The 15,145-nt window shown below is 35.6% G+C and carries 16 protein-coding genes; 11 read left to right on the forward strand and 5 right to left on the reverse strand.

All coding sequences use genetic code 11. The features are described from left to right. Positions 1 to 14 precede the first annotated feature (14 nt). From LF845_RS10610 to lpxC, 5 genes are all read left to right on the forward strand, one after another. Positions 15 to 1,133: a type IV pilus twitching motility protein PilT gene (locus tag LF845_RS10610; protein ID WP_242820992.1), complete on the forward strand. Its 1,119-nt coding sequence runs from the start codon at positions 15 to 17 to the stop codon at positions 1,131 to 1,133. After that, positions 1,108 to 1,587 (forward strand): regulatory protein RecX, encoded by a 480-nt coding sequence (locus LF845_RS10615; RefSeq protein WP_242820993.1) that lies wholly within the window; start codon positions 1,108 to 1,110, stop codon positions 1,585 to 1,587. The genes LF845_RS10610 and LF845_RS10615 overlap by 26 nt, the downstream gene beginning before the upstream one ends. Continuing rightward, positions 1,568 to 2,011 (forward strand): 50S ribosomal protein L9, encoded by a 444-nt coding sequence (gene rplI, locus LF845_RS10620; RefSeq protein ID WP_242820994.1) that lies wholly within the window; start codon positions 1,568 to 1,570, stop codon positions 2,009 to 2,011. The genes LF845_RS10615 and rplI overlap by 20 nt, the downstream gene beginning before the upstream one ends. Next, a complete protein-coding gene (dnaB, locus tag LF845_RS10625) occupies positions 2,001 to 3,341 on the forward strand; it encodes a replicative DNA helicase (protein ID WP_242820995.1) in 1,341 nt (446 codons plus the stop codon). The genes rplI and dnaB overlap by 11 nt, the downstream gene beginning before the upstream one ends. A gap of 124 nt (positions 3,342 to 3,465) precedes the next feature. Continuing rightward, complete coding sequence (gene lpxC / locus LF845_RS10630) at positions 3,466 to 4,377, forward strand: UDP-3-O-acyl-N-acetylglucosamine deacetylase (protein ID WP_242820996.1); 912 nt, start codon at positions 3,466 to 3,468, stop codon at positions 4,375 to 4,377. A gap of 20 nt (positions 4,378 to 4,397) precedes the next feature. Here the strand turns inward: lpxC and LF845_RS10635 are convergent, their stop codons facing one another. The 4 genes from LF845_RS10635 to LF845_RS10650 are packed head-to-tail and all read right to left on the reverse strand — an operon-like array spanning position 4,398 to position 7,627. Next, positions 4,398 to 5,348 carry a 2-hydroxyacid dehydrogenase gene (locus LF845_RS10635; protein WP_242820997.1) on the reverse strand — a complete coding sequence of 317 codons (951 nt, stop codon included), beginning with the start codon at positions 5,346 to 5,348 and terminating at the stop codon, positions 4,398 to 4,400. Next, complete coding sequence (gene def, locus LF845_RS10640; RefSeq protein WP_242820998.1) at positions 5,345 to 5,848, reverse strand: peptide deformylase; 504 nt, start codon at positions 5,846 to 5,848, stop codon at positions 5,345 to 5,347. Before def ends, LF845_RS10635 begins: the two co-directional genes overlap by 4 nt. 1 nt (position 5,849) lies before the next feature. Next, positions 5,850 to 6,389, reverse strand: coding sequence for a glycine cleavage system transcriptional repressor (locus LF845_RS10645; protein WP_242820999.1), 540 nt, complete (start codon positions 6,387 to 6,389; stop codon positions 5,850 to 5,852). After that, positions 6,386 to 7,627 carry a cyclic di-GMP phosphodiesterase gene (locus LF845_RS10650; RefSeq protein ID WP_278252243.1) on the reverse strand — a complete coding sequence of 414 codons (1,242 nt, stop codon included), beginning with the start codon at positions 7,625 to 7,627 and terminating at the stop codon, positions 6,386 to 6,388. Before LF845_RS10650 ends, LF845_RS10645 begins: the two co-directional genes overlap by 4 nt. Positions 7,628 to 7,712: 85 nt before the next feature. On the opposite strand from LF845_RS10650, the gene LF845_RS10655 reads away from it, so the two are divergent. From LF845_RS10655 to LF845_RS10665, 3 genes are read left to right on the forward strand one after another with little or no spacing between them, the layout of a single operon-like run. After that, positions 7,713 to 10,109 carry an ATP-dependent Clp protease ATP-binding subunit gene (locus LF845_RS10655; protein WP_242821001.1) on the forward strand — a complete coding sequence of 799 codons (2,397 nt, stop codon included), beginning with the start codon at positions 7,713 to 7,715 and terminating at the stop codon, positions 10,107 to 10,109. After that, positions 10,096 to 11,406 carry a 2-dehydropantoate 2-reductase gene (locus LF845_RS10660; protein ID WP_242821002.1) on the forward strand — a complete coding sequence of 437 codons (1,311 nt, stop codon included), beginning with the start codon at positions 10,096 to 10,098 and terminating at the stop codon, positions 11,404 to 11,406. The genes LF845_RS10655 and LF845_RS10660 overlap by 14 nt, the downstream gene beginning before the upstream one ends. Positions 11,407 to 11,415: 9 nt before the next feature. Continuing rightward, entirely contained in the window at positions 11,416 to 12,204 is a 789-nt protein-coding gene (locus LF845_RS10665) for an SDR family oxidoreductase (protein ID WP_242821003.1), read from the forward strand. A 2-nt stretch (positions 12,205 to 12,206) separates the two neighbouring features. Here the strand turns inward: LF845_RS10665 and LF845_RS10670 are convergent, their stop codons facing one another. Beyond that, complete coding sequence (locus LF845_RS10670; protein WP_242821004.1) at positions 12,207 to 12,371, reverse strand: hypothetical protein; 165 nt, start codon at positions 12,369 to 12,371, stop codon at positions 12,207 to 12,209. Between the two features lie 96 nt (positions 12,372 to 12,467). Here LF845_RS10670 and LF845_RS10675 point away from each other — a divergent pair, with 96 nt between their 5' ends. From LF845_RS10675 to LF845_RS10685, 3 genes are read left to right on the forward strand one after another with little or no spacing between them, the layout of a single operon-like run. Beyond that, positions 12,468 to 13,013, forward strand: a complete 546-nt coding sequence (locus LF845_RS10675) for a flavodoxin family protein (protein WP_242821005.1) — start codon at positions 12,468 to 12,470, stop codon at positions 13,011 to 13,013. Between the two features lie 3 nt (positions 13,014 to 13,016). Then, a complete protein-coding gene (gene mtnA, locus LF845_RS10680; RefSeq protein ID WP_242821006.1) occupies positions 13,017 to 14,015 on the forward strand; it encodes an S-methyl-5-thioribose-1-phosphate isomerase in 999 nt (332 codons plus the stop codon). Further along, complete coding sequence (locus LF845_RS10685) at positions 14,005 to 14,979, forward strand: class II fructose-bisphosphate aldolase (RefSeq protein WP_242821007.1); 975 nt, start codon at positions 14,005 to 14,007, stop codon at positions 14,977 to 14,979. Before mtnA ends, LF845_RS10685 begins: the two co-directional genes overlap by 11 nt. Positions 14,980 to 15,145: the final 166 nt, after the last annotated feature.

Below are 15,145 nucleotides of genomic sequence, written 5' to 3' on the forward strand. Positions count from 1 at the left end.
TAGAGGATACTATTATGGTTGATGTAAATAATATTTTGGCAATGGCACTTAAAAAGAGAGCATCTGATGTGCATTTAAAGGCTGGTAGGCACCCTATATTCAGAATAGATGGTAAGCTTCTCAATATGCCTGAATTTCCAAAGCTTTCTGCAGAAGATACTATCAAAATTGCATCTTCGGTGATGAATAATCATATAAAAGTAAAATTTAAAGAAACATTTGAAGCAGATTTTTCATATAGTATCCCCAATTTAGGGCGATTTAGGGTTAACGTATACATTCAAAGAGGTACCGTGGTATTGGTTTTCAGGTCTATTCCGAGAGATATTCCTAATATCGATAGCTTAAATTTACCTGAGGTAATAAAGAAGATTTCTCTTGAAAATAGGGGATTGATATTAGTTACGGGAACAACAGGTAGTGGTAAGTCAACTACCCTTGCTTCGATGATTGACCATATTAATAATAGCAAGGATGTTAATATAATTACCATTGAAGACCCTATAGAATTTCTGCACCGAGATAATAAGTCTATAATCTCTCAAAGGGAGATAGGGTCAGATACTTTAAACTTTGCAGAGGCACTTAAAAGGTGTTTGAGGCAGGACCCTGATGTTATTTTAGTGGGAGAGATGAGAGACCTTGAAACTATAGAAACGGCGATGCTTGCTGCCGAGACAGGACACCTTGTTATGTCTACCTTGCATACGCTCAATGCACCGGAAACTATAAACAGAATAATTTCAGTGTTTCCCCCCTATCATCAGCGACAGGTAAGGATACAGCTTGCGTCAATTTTAAAAGCAGTAATATCTATGAGGCTTGTAAGTCGAAAGGACGGACGGGGAAGGGTTCCAGCTGTAGAAGTAATGATTAACACTGCCACCGTGAGGGAATGTATTATTGATAAAGAGAAAACATCAATGATTCATGATTATGTTGAGTCGGGCAAAAGTGTTTATGGCAGCCAGAGTTTTGACCAGTCGTTGTTTGATTTATATAAGAAAGAGTTAATTACTTATGAAGAAGCTCTCAAGTGGGCAAACAGACCTGATGACTTTACATTAAAGGTAAAAGGGATAAGCAGTACTTCAAATATGTCTTGGAATGACGACTCATCAGAAGGTATGTAGCTACCTCTACAAGCTCTTGTCTCATAAAGATTATTCTGAGAAGGAGCTTGTAGATAAAATTTCTAAAAAATTTGATTTGCCTCGAGGGCAATTGGATGACATTCTCTCTGACTTTAGGGCAAAAGGGTTTGTAAATGATGAAAGGCTTGCAAAAAATATAATTTCTTATAAGCTTGACCTTTTGTACGGACCTGCAAAAATTTCTGAAATCTTATTCCTTAAAGGGTTGCAAAATTATCAGAATTATATTTATGAATATTTTGATGAAAAGGTTGAAGCTATTATACCGGTGCTTAAGGAAAAACTGTCTAAGAAATATATTATATTGAGTAGAAAAAAAGATTTGAAAGTTTATGAAAAACTATTAAGATATCTGATTGGACGAGGGTATGAATATAACTTTTCAAAAAAAATTGTTATGGAGGTAATGAAAGATGAAGGTAATTTTTCTTAAAGATGTAAAGAATGTGGCTAAAGCCAATGAAATAAAAGAGGTTAAGGAAGGGTACGCAAGAAACTATCTTTTTAAAAATAATCTTGCCGTAGAAGCTACCAAAGAAAATATAGATAAGCTCAACAAAAAGCTTGAAAAAATCGCTGCTACAGAGGAGCAAAGGGTTCAAAATGCAAAAGATTTGGCTGAAAAACTAAAGAAATTGGAAGTGAAAATGAAGAAAAAAGCAGGAGAAAAGGGCAGATTATTTGGAGCGATTACTTCTGCGGAGATTGCCGATGAGGTTAAAAACTTAGGCATAGAGCTTGATAAAAAATTGATTGACCTTAAAACTCCGATAAAGGAGGTTGGGGTCTTCAATGTTGATGTTAATATTTATAAAGGGATTAAAGGGCAATTAAAGGTAGTTGTGGATGCAGAGTAATAGAGACCCCAAAGTCCCGCCTCACGATTTAGAGGCTGAAAGAGCAGTTTTAGCTTCTGTTTTGCTTGATGATAAATCCCTTGATAAAGTAGTACATCTGTTAAACAGTAGTGATTTTTATCATCCTGCTCACAGAATCATATACACTACACTGATAAAGCTTAGTGAAGAGAATAAGCCTATCGATATTATAACTCTAACATCAAAATTAAATGATATTAATATGCTTACAAAGGCAGGAGGGATAGAGTACGTATCCACGCTTGTGGATATAATACCCAATTCAGCCAATATTTTACATTACGCCAATATTGTAAAGGATAAATCCCTTCTAAGAAATCTTATTTCTGCGACAACTGAAATTTCTGAGAAGTGTTTTTCGCATTATGGAGAGGTTTCTGATATTTTGGATGAAGCGGAGAAGAATATATTTAGAATCGCGGAATATAAACTAAAGAGTGAAGTAAGAAATATAGGCAGTATAATAAAAGATACTTTTGAAGTTTTGGAATCATTGTATAACAGAAAAGACAAAATCACAGGTACTCCAACAGGTTTTGTGGACTTGGATAAAATGACGAACGGGTTGCAGAAATCTGACCTTATAATTGTGGCAGGAAGACCTGGTATGGGTAAAACTGCATTTGCTCTCAATATAGCACTTAATGCTGCCAGCAAATATAAAAAATCCATAGCTGTATTTTCTCTTGAGATGTCTTCAGGACAGCTTGTTCAGAGGCTTTTATCTTCAGAAGCAAGAATAGAGTCATCAAAGCTTAGAAGCGGAAGATTCAATATGGAGGAATGGACAAAGCTTGCATCAGTAGCAGGCCAATTAAATGATCTCAATATTTTTATAGATGATACACCTGCTATATCTTCTATGGAGATTAGAGCAAAATGTAGAAGGATAAAAAGGGATGTAGGGCTTGATTTAATTATAGTTGACTATCTTCAGCTTATGTCAGGCTCTAAATCCGATAGTAGGGAGCAACAAATTTCTGAAATATCAAGATCTCTTAAGGCATTGGCAAAGGAGCTTGATGTTCCAGTTATAGCACTTTCCCAGCTTAACCGTTCGGTTGAAAGTAGGACAGATAAAAGACCAGTTCCTTCAGATTTAAGGGAATCTGGAGCCATAGAACAGGATGCCGACCTTATTATATTTTTGTACAGAGATGAGTTTTACAACAAAGAGACAAAATACCCGGGGATAGCTGAAGTGATTGTGGCAAAGCACAGAAATGGACCTACGGGTACAGTTCCTCTAGCATTTATTAAGGAGTTTACAAAGTTTGAGAATGCAGAAATCAATCTTATGGATGTGTAAAAAAGTACACACTTTTAATCGGTTGTGTGTTTATGAGTATACAATATTTGGTGGATTTAAGTAAAATAGAGGTGGCATATATTTTGCTCAACATTCAGGAGGATGAATCAAATATGAGGTTAAAATGAAACAGACAACCATAAAAAATGATATTTTATTCGAAGGGATAGGGCTTCACACCGGAAGTAATATAAAGGTAAGGATTTTGCCTGAATTTCCTGACGCAGGGATAAGATTTAGAAGAGTTGATATAAAAAACAGTGAAACAGTTACCGTTTCACCATATAGTGTGGTTTCCACTCAGCTTGCCACAGGTATTAAATGTGGTGATTTTCCTATAAGTACTATAGAGCATCTGATGTCTGCATTTTATGGGCTTGGTATTGATAATGCACTTGTAGAGGTAGATGGTCCTGAGATACCAATACTTGATGGCAGCTCGGCACCTATCGTTGATATGATTTTAAAAACGGGGATTAAAACACTTTCCAAGAATAAAAAGTTTTTGAAAGTAAACAAGAGAATTAAGATAGACCTGCAAGATAAATGGATTGAGATAATCCCTTCCAGATTTTTCAAAGTTACTTTTGATATAAATTTTGATAACGGGTTTTTGTCAGAGCAAAAAAAATATATAAATGTTACACCTGAGAGCTATGTGGCTGAGGTTTCAAAGGCAAGGACTTTTGGGTTTAAAAATGAAGTTGAAAATTTGTGGAAAATGGGTCTTGCAAAAGGTGGTTCTCTTGAAAATGCTGTAGTTATAGGGGAAGATGGTGTTTTGAATCCGGAAGGGCTTCGCTATAGCGACGAGTTTGTAAGACATAAAATTTTAGACTTGATTGGTGACATATCTCTAATCGGCTATCCTATTTTCGGACACATAAGGGCTTACCGTTCAGGCCATCAGCTTAATAATCAGTTTGCAAGAACACTTCTTGAGGCAAAAGGTTGCTATTCATTTGTTGAAGTTGAAACAAATTCCGATACAGAAAAAGAGTTGGTGTTAGAACCACAGGGTGCTGTCTGGTCATAAATTTATGACCAGACGATTTTTCAATTAATTGAGTTAAAAGGTTTCTTTTTATTAATCAGTACATCGAGCACACTGTCGCAGCATAGTTTTGCCATTGCCTTTCTTGTTTCAGTGGATGCACTGCCTATGTGAGGCAACATTACTATGTTGTTAAGCTCGAAAAGTCCTTCAAAGATTTTTGGTTCATGTTCAAATACATCAAGTCCGGCACCACTAATGACCCCTTCTTTCAATGCTAAATATAAATCATCCTCTTTTACAATAGGTCCTCTTCCGATATTAATTAGAATAGCAGAAGGCTTCATCATTTTAAATTCGCTAATAGTAAATCTGTATTTTGTTGTTTCATTAAGTGGTGCAGCTATAATAATAATGTCAGACTCCGTTATCAAAGAGTCAAATGTCACATATTTAGCACCTGTTAGAAGCTCAGCCTGATAATTTTTGTTTCTTGTGTTGTAAATCAAATTAACGTCAAAACCCTTTAAAATACGACCTATGGTCTGCCCTATTTTGCCAAAACCGTAAATTCCCACTGTTTTTTTGTATAAGTCCATTCCTAGCAAAAGCTCAGGTTTCCACCCTTTAAACTTTTTATTTTCAACAAACTTATGCCCCTCTACAATTCTTCTGGTGACTGACAGTAGCAGAGCTACGGCAAGTTCAGCGGTAGTTTCGGTAAGTACATCGGGGGTATTGCATACTACTATTCCTCTTTTTTTAGCATAATTAAAATCTATATTATTATATCCGACAGCATAGTTTGCAATTACCTTTAATTTTGTTGCAGCATCAATTACTTCTTTATCTATCGTATCGGAGAGCATAGTGATGATACCATCTGCATCTTGTATCTTTTTTATAATTTCATCTTTACTTAACTCATTGTCAGTTTTGTTATAATCCAGTACAAAACCCTGAAGATATTTTTCAATATCAAATGGTAGTTTTTGAGTAATAACTATTTTCATTTGTACTTTTTCCTCCTAAAAAGGTCAGTCCTTTTTGAGATAATCCTATCTATAAAAAGTACACCATCCAGATGATCTATTTCATGTTGTATAAGGACAGCTTCAAACTCTTCAGCATAAATTACTTTTGTATTTAATTTTTCATCTTGATATTGAACGAGGATTTTCCTCGCTCTATTTACATTCCCGGTGTAGTCCGGGAGGCTCATGCAACCTTCTCTAAACTGAAGCATCCCTTCCCATTTCAGTATTTCAGGATTAATCATTACCATCTTGCCGTGGTGGTTTGTACATTTCTTGTTTTTAGATGCATCTACAGCAATAATTCTGTAGAGTTTGCCAATTTGGGGTGCCGCTATCCCTACAGAATGACCGGTGGAGTCCATTGTGTCTATAAGGTCAATTATTGTATCTTTAACGTCAGGTGTGACTTCTTTGACCTCTTCTGAAATCTCCTTTAACAGAGGATTTGGATAAGTTAAGACTTCTTTTATAGCCATATTAAAACTCGTAAGTCTCTATTTGTCTTACATTTATATCTGTTCCAAGCTCATCAGAGATTTTCTTTAATGAGAGCATCCAAGACTCATCAAGGCCAGAAGGGACATTTACTTCCAAAACCATTATATATAAAGGTTTGTCTTCTTTGCCAGCTACTTTTGTTTGCAAATCTACGATATTAATCTTTTTTTCACTTAGAAATTTAGCTACTTTATAAACTATTCCAGGTTTATCAGACCCGTAAACTGAAACAATGTATGTCTTGTCATATTTTGTTGTTGAGGACATATTATCAATAGGCTTTACACTGATTGAAAGGTCATATTTTTTACAAGAATCATCAAAATGTGCTATGATTTCCTCTATAGAGAATGACTTTTCATGGCTCACGATTAAAATCATTGAGAAAAAACCTCGCAGTAGTGTTGAACTAGAATCTTCAATATTAAAACCTTTTTCATAAAGAATTCTCGTTACTTCAGCAACTATACCAGGTTTGTCCACACTTACAAAAGTTAGAGCATAATAATTTTTTTTCATCTTAATACCCCTACAGCTTTTTTAGTGAAACTTTCAATATATTCGTTAGTGTTGATATTGTATGGTCTTGGGTCGATAGGTGTTACAATGGATTTATAATATACTTGTGTTACAAGATTGTATTTTGTCAAATCAAAAAGTTTAGGTGGTTTCTTTTTTTTATTTTCATCAGTTATAATAATAACCTTTGGCCTGGTAGGTTCATCTCTGTTGACCTCAAATACTATTGCAAGCTCGCCGGTATTTAAAAGGACAAGTGTGCCGGTAGGGTATATTCCCACAATGTCAACAAAGAATTTGACCAGAATTTTATTAAAATGCTTTCCTGACCAGCTGAAAATTAATTTAATCGCTTCATGAGCTGCCATCCCTTTGTGATAAACTCTGTCGCTCGTTATTGCATCGTAAACGTCAACAATAGATGTAATTTTGCCGAGCTTTGAGATATTACTTTCAGAGAGATTGTTTGGATAGCCGCTCCCGTCAGCTCTTTCATGATGCTGAAGTACGCAATTTAAAGCATTTTTAGGAATAATTTTATCATTCTTTAGTATTTCATAACCTAACTGAGGATGAGATTTCATTATTTCAAACTCTTCATCAGTTAGTTTCCCCGGTTTATTTAGTATGGATTGTGGAACCTTCATTTTTCCAAGATCGTGAAAAAGGGCGCCGATTCCAAGCTCTCTAAGTTCATTGGCGTTCATCCCGAGCCTTTTCCCTAATGATATGGAAAGTACACTGACATTAAGTGAGTGGGTAAATGTGTAATCATCAAAATCCTTTAATCTCGAAAGGCTTGCTACTAAATTCGAATTCTTAAAGCAAGCTTGAACAAAGTCTTCGACTATATCCATACCGGCTGAAGTATCTACGGTATTTCCGACTCTAGCCTCTTCAAGCAAAGCTTTAGTTCTTTTTTTGGCTTCACTGTGAAGTTGTTGGAGCTCGACAACCTCTTCAATAGTAGGGTAGTAATTGTCCAACTCAATATTGTCATCAGTTTGCTTTGTGAGAAAATCTGTAAACTCGGACTCGAATTTAGAAGATAGAGGTTTAAACTTAGATTTATCTTTGTCCAGCTTTATATAGACCTCTTTAACGCCATAATTCCTTAATAGCTTTATTTTCTCTTCAAAAGGGGTTTCATCAGGCAAAAATGATACTTTTATCCAAGGTTTATCTGTTTTAATTATTTTCATATCTGACGTGAGGTGTTCAAGCAAGATTTTTTGCATTTAAAATATCCTTACTCCTTTACTTGACAAGAAACTACTTTAATCTATTATAATTAAGTATTAATAAAAAATAAAGGAAGATTTTATGTTTGAGCTTTTTACTGATAGGGCAAGAAGGGTTATTCTTTATTCTAGAGAAGAGGCAGAGAGGCTTCTGCATCCATATATTGATACCGAACATATTCTGGTGGGCATATTAAAAGAAAAGAATAGCCTGACACTTGAGCTTTTTGCGAGAAAAGGGATAAATGTCCAAAATTTGATAAACGATATCCAAAACCTAAGTGGGGAAAATAAAGACTTTGCGATCAAGGGGAGTTTACCTTTCAGCCCCTTAGCAAAAAATGCCCTTGAGTTTGCCATGGAAGAGTGCAGGATTTTAAACAGTAAATATATAAATCCTGAGCATTTATTGTTGGGACTTTTAAAGGAAAAAAGAGGTAAAGCATCCCTTGTATTGAGAAAAGTAGGTTTTGACCTTATTTCTTTGAGAGATGAAATAAGGATATTGTCCAAAAATTTTTCTCAGACACAGAGTATGTCCACTCCAAATCTTGACGAATATGGAAGAGATCTGACTCAACTTGCCAGAGAAGAAAAGATAGATCCTGTAATTGGAAGAGAGAACGAAATCGAAAGGATGGTGCAGATTCTGTGCAGAAGAATTAAAAACAACACAATCTTGATAGGTGAACCGGGTGTAGGGAAAACGGCTATTGTAGAGGGGTTGGCCCTTAGAATGGCTAATGACGAAGTTCCAGAATATTTGCGCGGTAAGAGATTGGTTTCATTAGATCTTGGAAATTTAGTCGCAGGTACAAAGTATCGAGGGCAATTTGAAGAGAGGGTGAAGAACCTTTTGAAGGAGATAGAAAGTGCTGGTAATGTAATTATTTTTATAGACGAGATACATATGATTGTTGGAGCAGGAGCTGCTGAGGGCTCTATAGATGCATCCAATATGCTCAAGCCAGCATTGTCAAGAGGTGCGTTCCAATGTATAGGCGCTACGACCTTAAGTGAATATAGAAAGTATTTTGAAAAGGATGGAGCTCTTCAAAGGAGATTTCAGACCGTGCTGGTAGACCCGCCATCCAGAGAAGAAACAGTAAAAATATTAAAAGGTATACGTAAGTATTATGAAAACTTCCATAAGGTTTTTGTGCCGGATAATGTTATTGAAGAAGCTGTTTATATGGCGGACAGGTACATTACCGACAGATTTCAGCCGGATAAAAGCATAGATGTGATTGATGAGGCATCTGCAAGGATTAAGATTAAGTATAACCAAATTCCAGCAGATATAATTGCTCTTAAAAATGATATTGAAAATATTAAAAAGTCTAAAAGAAGAAATTCTTACTTGGATGATGTTGGTATTTCAGTAATAGATGAAGAAGTTGAGCGTATGGACAACTTATATCATCTCAAAATGGAAGCGTGGAGCGAACAGGTGAAAACTTCTTGGCCATCTTTGACAGTGGAAGATATTGCCGAGGTTGTCTCACTTATGTCAGGTGTACCTGTGAAGAAGCTTACAGAATCGGATATGGCAAAAGTAAGTAACATTGATAAAGATTTAAGCAAGTATATTCTCGGTCAAAATGAAGCTGTACAGGGAGTGTCCAAGGCTATTAAGAGAAGTTTTGCGGGGTTGAATAGCGAATTCAGACCGATAGCGTCTTTTATATTTTTAGGGCCAACTGGAGTTGGTAAAACGGAGCTTGCAAAAAGATTGGCCGAAAACCTTTTTGGCTCACAAGATGCCCTTATTAGAATTGATATGAGTGAATATATGGAAAAATTTAATGTTTCAAGACTGGTGGGCGCACCTCCCGGCTATGTTGGTTATGAAGAGGGTGGGAAGCTTACCGAGCTTGTAAGGAGAAAACCGTATTCGGTTATTTTGTTTGATGAGATTGAGAAGGCACACCCTGATGTAATGAATATATTGCTGCAAATTTTGGATGACGGATTTATAAATGACAGTTTAGGGCATAAGGTAAACTTTAAAAATACTATAGTTATTATGACTTCAAACCTTGGTACGAAGACTACGATTACTACTAAGCAGCTTGGTTTCGAAAATGCAGCTGAAACCTTTATCGATTATAATAAATTTAGCTCAAATGCTTTAAAAGAGTTAAAAGATTTTTTTCCACCTGAATTTATTAATAGAGTGGATGATGTCATTGTTTTTAAGCCTTTAAATAAAGACATACTTTTTGGTATTATGGATAATATTGTGGCTGAACTCAATGACAGACTTTCAAGGCATGGTAAAAAGATAGAGATTGTTTCAGATGTAAAAGAATTTGTTCTTTCAAAGGATTATAACTATAATTATGGCGCTAGGCCTTTGAGAAGGCTTATTCAAAAGTATATTGAAGAACCTTTAAGTGAGGCTCTTATTGCAGGAAAATTTTCTCGAAGAAAGAAACTTACATGCAAGGTTAAGGGGGATAAAATTGTCTTCATTTAAAAAGATTGCTGTTTTTGGCGCTGGTGCAGTTGGAAGTTTTTACGGCAGCATATTAAAAAAAGCGGGACATGATGTAACGCTTGTTGCTAGAGGGGAGCATCTAAGAAAAATTAATGAGCTGCAAGGACTTTATATAAAAAGTTATAAATTGGGTGATTTTTTTGTGGATATAGATGCTAAGTCAGAGCTCGAGGATGGTTATGACATTATCATAATTTCTACAAAGTCTAAAGATACTGCATTTGCATGCTCTTCAGTAAAAAAGTATTTAAAGGAAGATGGATATGTCGTTAGTATGCAAAACGGTGTGGATAATTATAAAATTATCGCTGAATCTTTTGGTAAAGACAGCACCGTAGTGTGTAGTGTTTACGTGGGACTTACCGTTGAACCTTATGGGACTGTTGTACACTCCGCTGCCGGAAAGCTTGTGGTGGGTGGTTTGACAGATAAATCAAAAACCAAGGCCAAAGAATTTTCTAACCTATTTAAGCATACGGGGATAGAGTGCAGCGAAGTGGATAATATAGAAGAGGTAGCTTGGAAGAAATTACTTTGGAATGTGGCTTTTAACCCGTTATCAGCACTTTTAGAAACGACCTGTGGCAGGTTAACAAAAAACGAAGACTCACTTCATCTTATGAAGATGATGATAAATGAATGCGTTGAAGCAGCCAGGACTGATGGAATATATCTTGATGAAAAGTATAAGGAATCTGTTCCGTTTATGATTGACGGTCTAGAAGATTACAAGACAAGTATGTTACAGGATATAGAAAAGTTGAGAAATCCAGAAGTCGACGGTATTTTATTACCTGTAATTAACAGACTAGAGGGTAAGGCATATTACTGTGACTCTATATACAGGGCTTTGAGTTTTAAGTATGGCAAAAAGTTTATTTATCCGCCAAAGCTTACAGTAGATGTAATCGTAGTCAATTCTAAAAAGCAGGTGTTATTAATTGAAAGGAAGAACAAACCTTATGGCTGGGCTATCCCAGGTGGATTTGTAGATTATGGTGAGACTGTTGAGCAGGCTGCTGTCAGGGAGCTTTTGGAAGAGACTAGCATAGGGATTTCAGAGAAAGAACTTAAGCTTTTAGGGATTTACTCTGATCCAAAAAGAGACCCCAGGGGGCATACTGTTAGTATTGTGTACTATGCATATTCAGACAGCAAACCTTTAGCAGCAGATGATGCAAAAAGTGCGAAGTTTTTTGAATTATCCAGTTTACCTGATAATGTAGTTTTTGATCACATAAAAATATTAAATGATTTGAAAATATTAATAAAATAAGGGGAACATATGGAACTTGGGCTAAAAAACAAGAATTATTTTGTAGCTGCTTCATCAAAAGGTATTGGGTTTGGGATTGCAAAAGCTTTAGCCAGTGATGGTGCTAACGTTCTTCTTGGCGCAAGAAATAAAGAAGAGCTAAAAAATGCATCTAAACAGCTTTCAAAATATGGTGGTAAAATAACTTATGAGACTCTTAACGCTAGTGAATACGATTCAATTAAAAGTTGGGTCGCTTACGGGGTAAAAGAATTGGGTTCTCCTGATGGTTTGGTTCTCAATGCAGGCGGGCCAAAGGCCGGATATTTTTTGGACTTTGATGATGAAGATTGGTACTCGGCTTTCAATCTTACCCTGATGAGTGCGGTAAGACTTATACGTGAAGTTGTACCTTATATGGTTGAACGTAAAAAAGGATCGGTAGTCGCTGTCACTTCAACATCCGTGAAGGAGCCGATCGATGTACTTCTTTTGTCAAATGTGATGAGATCAGGAGTTACAAGTTTGATAAAGAGCCTTTCAATAGAATATGGTAAACACAATATAAGGTTCAATAACTTAGTACCAGGTAGAATAGATACAGACAGAGTTAAAAGCTTGGATAATCTAAATGCCCAAAAGAAAGGGATAACGGTCGAAGAACAGCAAAAGTATGAGTATTCTCAAATACCTTTAGGGCGTTACGGTAATATTGATGAAATAGGTAAAGCTGGGGCTTTTTTACTTAGTGATGCTGCCAGCTATATTAGCGGTGTAACCCTTTTGGTAGATGGGGCAAAGACAAAAACTGTTTGGTAATTTTACTTTTTTGCTTGTTTTATAAGAAAAACAATAAAAGCTATAACTGTTGCCGCAAATAGTGATATCACAATTACTTTGCCAGTAGTTATACCTTTTCCAAAATATTGTTGAGCACCTGCGATTCTGTCCATTGGCGATACTGCAAAAAAATTAGTAATATCCATAACAATCTCTCTTTTTCTATTTATAATAGCATAAAAATATGGACTGACAAAGTCAAATATTGTATAAATGATTCAAAATTTTTAGGATGGTTGCTTATGAAGATTTTATTAATTAATGGCAGTCCAAGGAAAAAGGGAAATTCCGGCTATTTGATAGAAAAATTGAAACTAAAGTTTAAAAATGAAGATGTTACGGAGCTAAACATAAATGAATTAAACTTTAAAGGGTGTCAGGGGTGTTTAAGTTGTAGAAAAAACAATACATTTTGTGTTGTAGAAGATGATTTGACAGATATCTTGCCAAAAATATTGGAATATGATTTTCTTGTGATAGTGACGCCAAACTATTATGGCTATATTACAGGACAGCTGAAATTGTTTTTGGATAGATGGTATTGCCTCAAAGATTCCAAAAAAGTATCAAAGTTTAAAGAAAATACAAAAGTATTTTTTGTTGTTGTTCAAGGTGCACCGAATAGGGATCATTCAAAAAATATAATGGATTGGTCAAAGAAAGTTTTGGAATCATTTAATCTTAAGTATTATGGTTATACAGTACCCGGCTGCAGTTCTGAAAATAAGGATATGGTTGAGATGAAATATCCTGAAATTAATATGAGTATTAATATGTTTGTGGGTTAAGATATGATAGATCCGATTCTTTGGGATGGTGAGACCTTACAACTTATTGATCAGAGGAAACTTCCCCTTATAAAAGAGTATGTAACTTGCAGGGGATTAGATGAAGTTTGTGAGGCAATTAGAAATATGACTGTCAGAGGTGCTCCTGCAATAGGTGTTACTGCAGCCTTTGGGTTTTATTTAGGTGTTAAGGAAGGGTTAAATCCGGAGTTTGTGGCTGAAAAGCTAATAAGTACAAGACCTACTGCGGTAAATCTTAAATGGGCTGTTGATAGGATGAAGGGTGCATTAAAAAATGGGGAAAATTTGGAAGAAAAAGCGAAGGAGATCTTTTTTCAAGACATATCCATTAATATAAAGATTGGGGAGTACGGCGCCAAGCTTATTGAGAGTGGTTTTAATATTCTTACTCATTGTAATGCTGGTGCACTTGCAACTGCAGGTTATGGGACAGCAGTAGGCGTAATTAGAGTAGCTCATGAACAAAAAAAAGATATACATGTTTATGTGGATGAAACAAGGCCATACCTTCAAGGTGCAAGGCTTACAGCATTTGAACTTAATGAATTAGGGGTAAAAAATACCCTGATTTGCGATAATATGGCTGGCTACCTAATGAGTAAAGGTATGATAGATTTTATTGTAGTAGGTGCAGATAGAATAGCAAAAAATGGTGATGTTGCTAATAAAATCGGAACTTATAGCTTAGCTGTGTTAGCAAACTATCATGGTATCCCTTTATATATAGCTGCACCTTTTTCAACATTTGACCCTACAACTGAAACAGGTGAAATGATACGTATTGAGGAACGTGACGCTAAAGAGATAAGGGAAATTGTTGGGGTAAAAATTGTTGAAGATACTCAAAAATGCTTTAATCCTGCATTTGATGTTACACCGGCAGTGCTGGTGACCGGGATAATAACAGAGTTAGGTATTTTTAAACCATGTGAGCTATTTGAAAGTTACTATAAATTTTTTGGAGGAAAAGATGAATGTTAGTTACAAGGATTTGGGGCTGGTAAATACCAGAGAGATGTTTCAAAAAGCAATGGAAGGAAAGTATGCTATTCCGGCATACAACTTCAATAATCTTGAACAACTTCAAGCAATTATTCAAGCATGTGTTGAAACCAAGTCACCTGTTATTTTACAGGTTTCAAAAGGTGCAAGAGAGTATGCTAATGCTACCATGCTAAGATATATGGCACTTGGTGCGACTAAGTTGGCCGAAGAGCTTGGATACAATATCCCTATTGCTCTTCATCTTGACCATGGTGATTCTTTTGAAATCTGTAAATCATGCGTTGATTCAGGATTTTCGTCTGTAATGATTGACGGCTCACATTTATCTTTTGAGGAAAATATTGAGTTAACTAAGAAAGTTGTAGAGTATGCACATCAATTTGATGTTACCGTTGAAGGTGAATTAGGTGTGCTTGCAGGTATAGAAGATGATGTAGTTGCTGAAAAATCACACTATACTGATCCTGCTCAGGTTGAAGAGTTTGTTTCTAAAACAAAAGTTGATTCATTAGCAATATCAATTGGGACTTCTCATGGGGCATATAAATTTAAAGTAAAGCCAGGTGAATCTGTCCCACCATTAAGGTTTGATATTTTGGAAGAGGTTGAAAGAAGATTACCTGGGTTTCCAATTGTACTTCACGGAGCTTCTTCGGTAATGCCCGAATATGTAGAACTGATAAATAAATATGGTGGCAACCTTGAAGGGGCTGTGGGAGTGCCTGAAGATCAGCTTAGAAAGGCAGCAACAAGTGCAGTTTGCAAAATAAATATTGATAGTGACGGAAGATTGGCTTTTACAGCAAAAGTAAGAGAGTTTTTGTGGAATAACCCGAAAGAGTTTGACCCAAGGAAATATTTAAAACCGGCAAGAAATGCATTGGTAGAGATGTATAAGCATAAAAACATTAATGTACTTGGTAGTGCAAATAGAGCATAATCTTAATAATGCCTCACATCTTTTGTGAGGCATTATTTTTATCAGATAAGTTACTAAAGGAACATTGCCAATTTTTTCTAACTAATTTTAAAAAACATTGAAAAAAAATTAAAGTTTCCTATCTTTATTTATCCACCTACAATTTATGTATGTTTTATGTGTTTCG

The organism is Deferrivibrio essentukiensis (assembly GCF_020480685.1).
Classification (GTDB): Bacteria; Chrysiogenota; Deferribacteres; order Deferribacterales; family Deferrivibrionaceae; genus Deferrivibrio; species Deferrivibrio essentukiensis.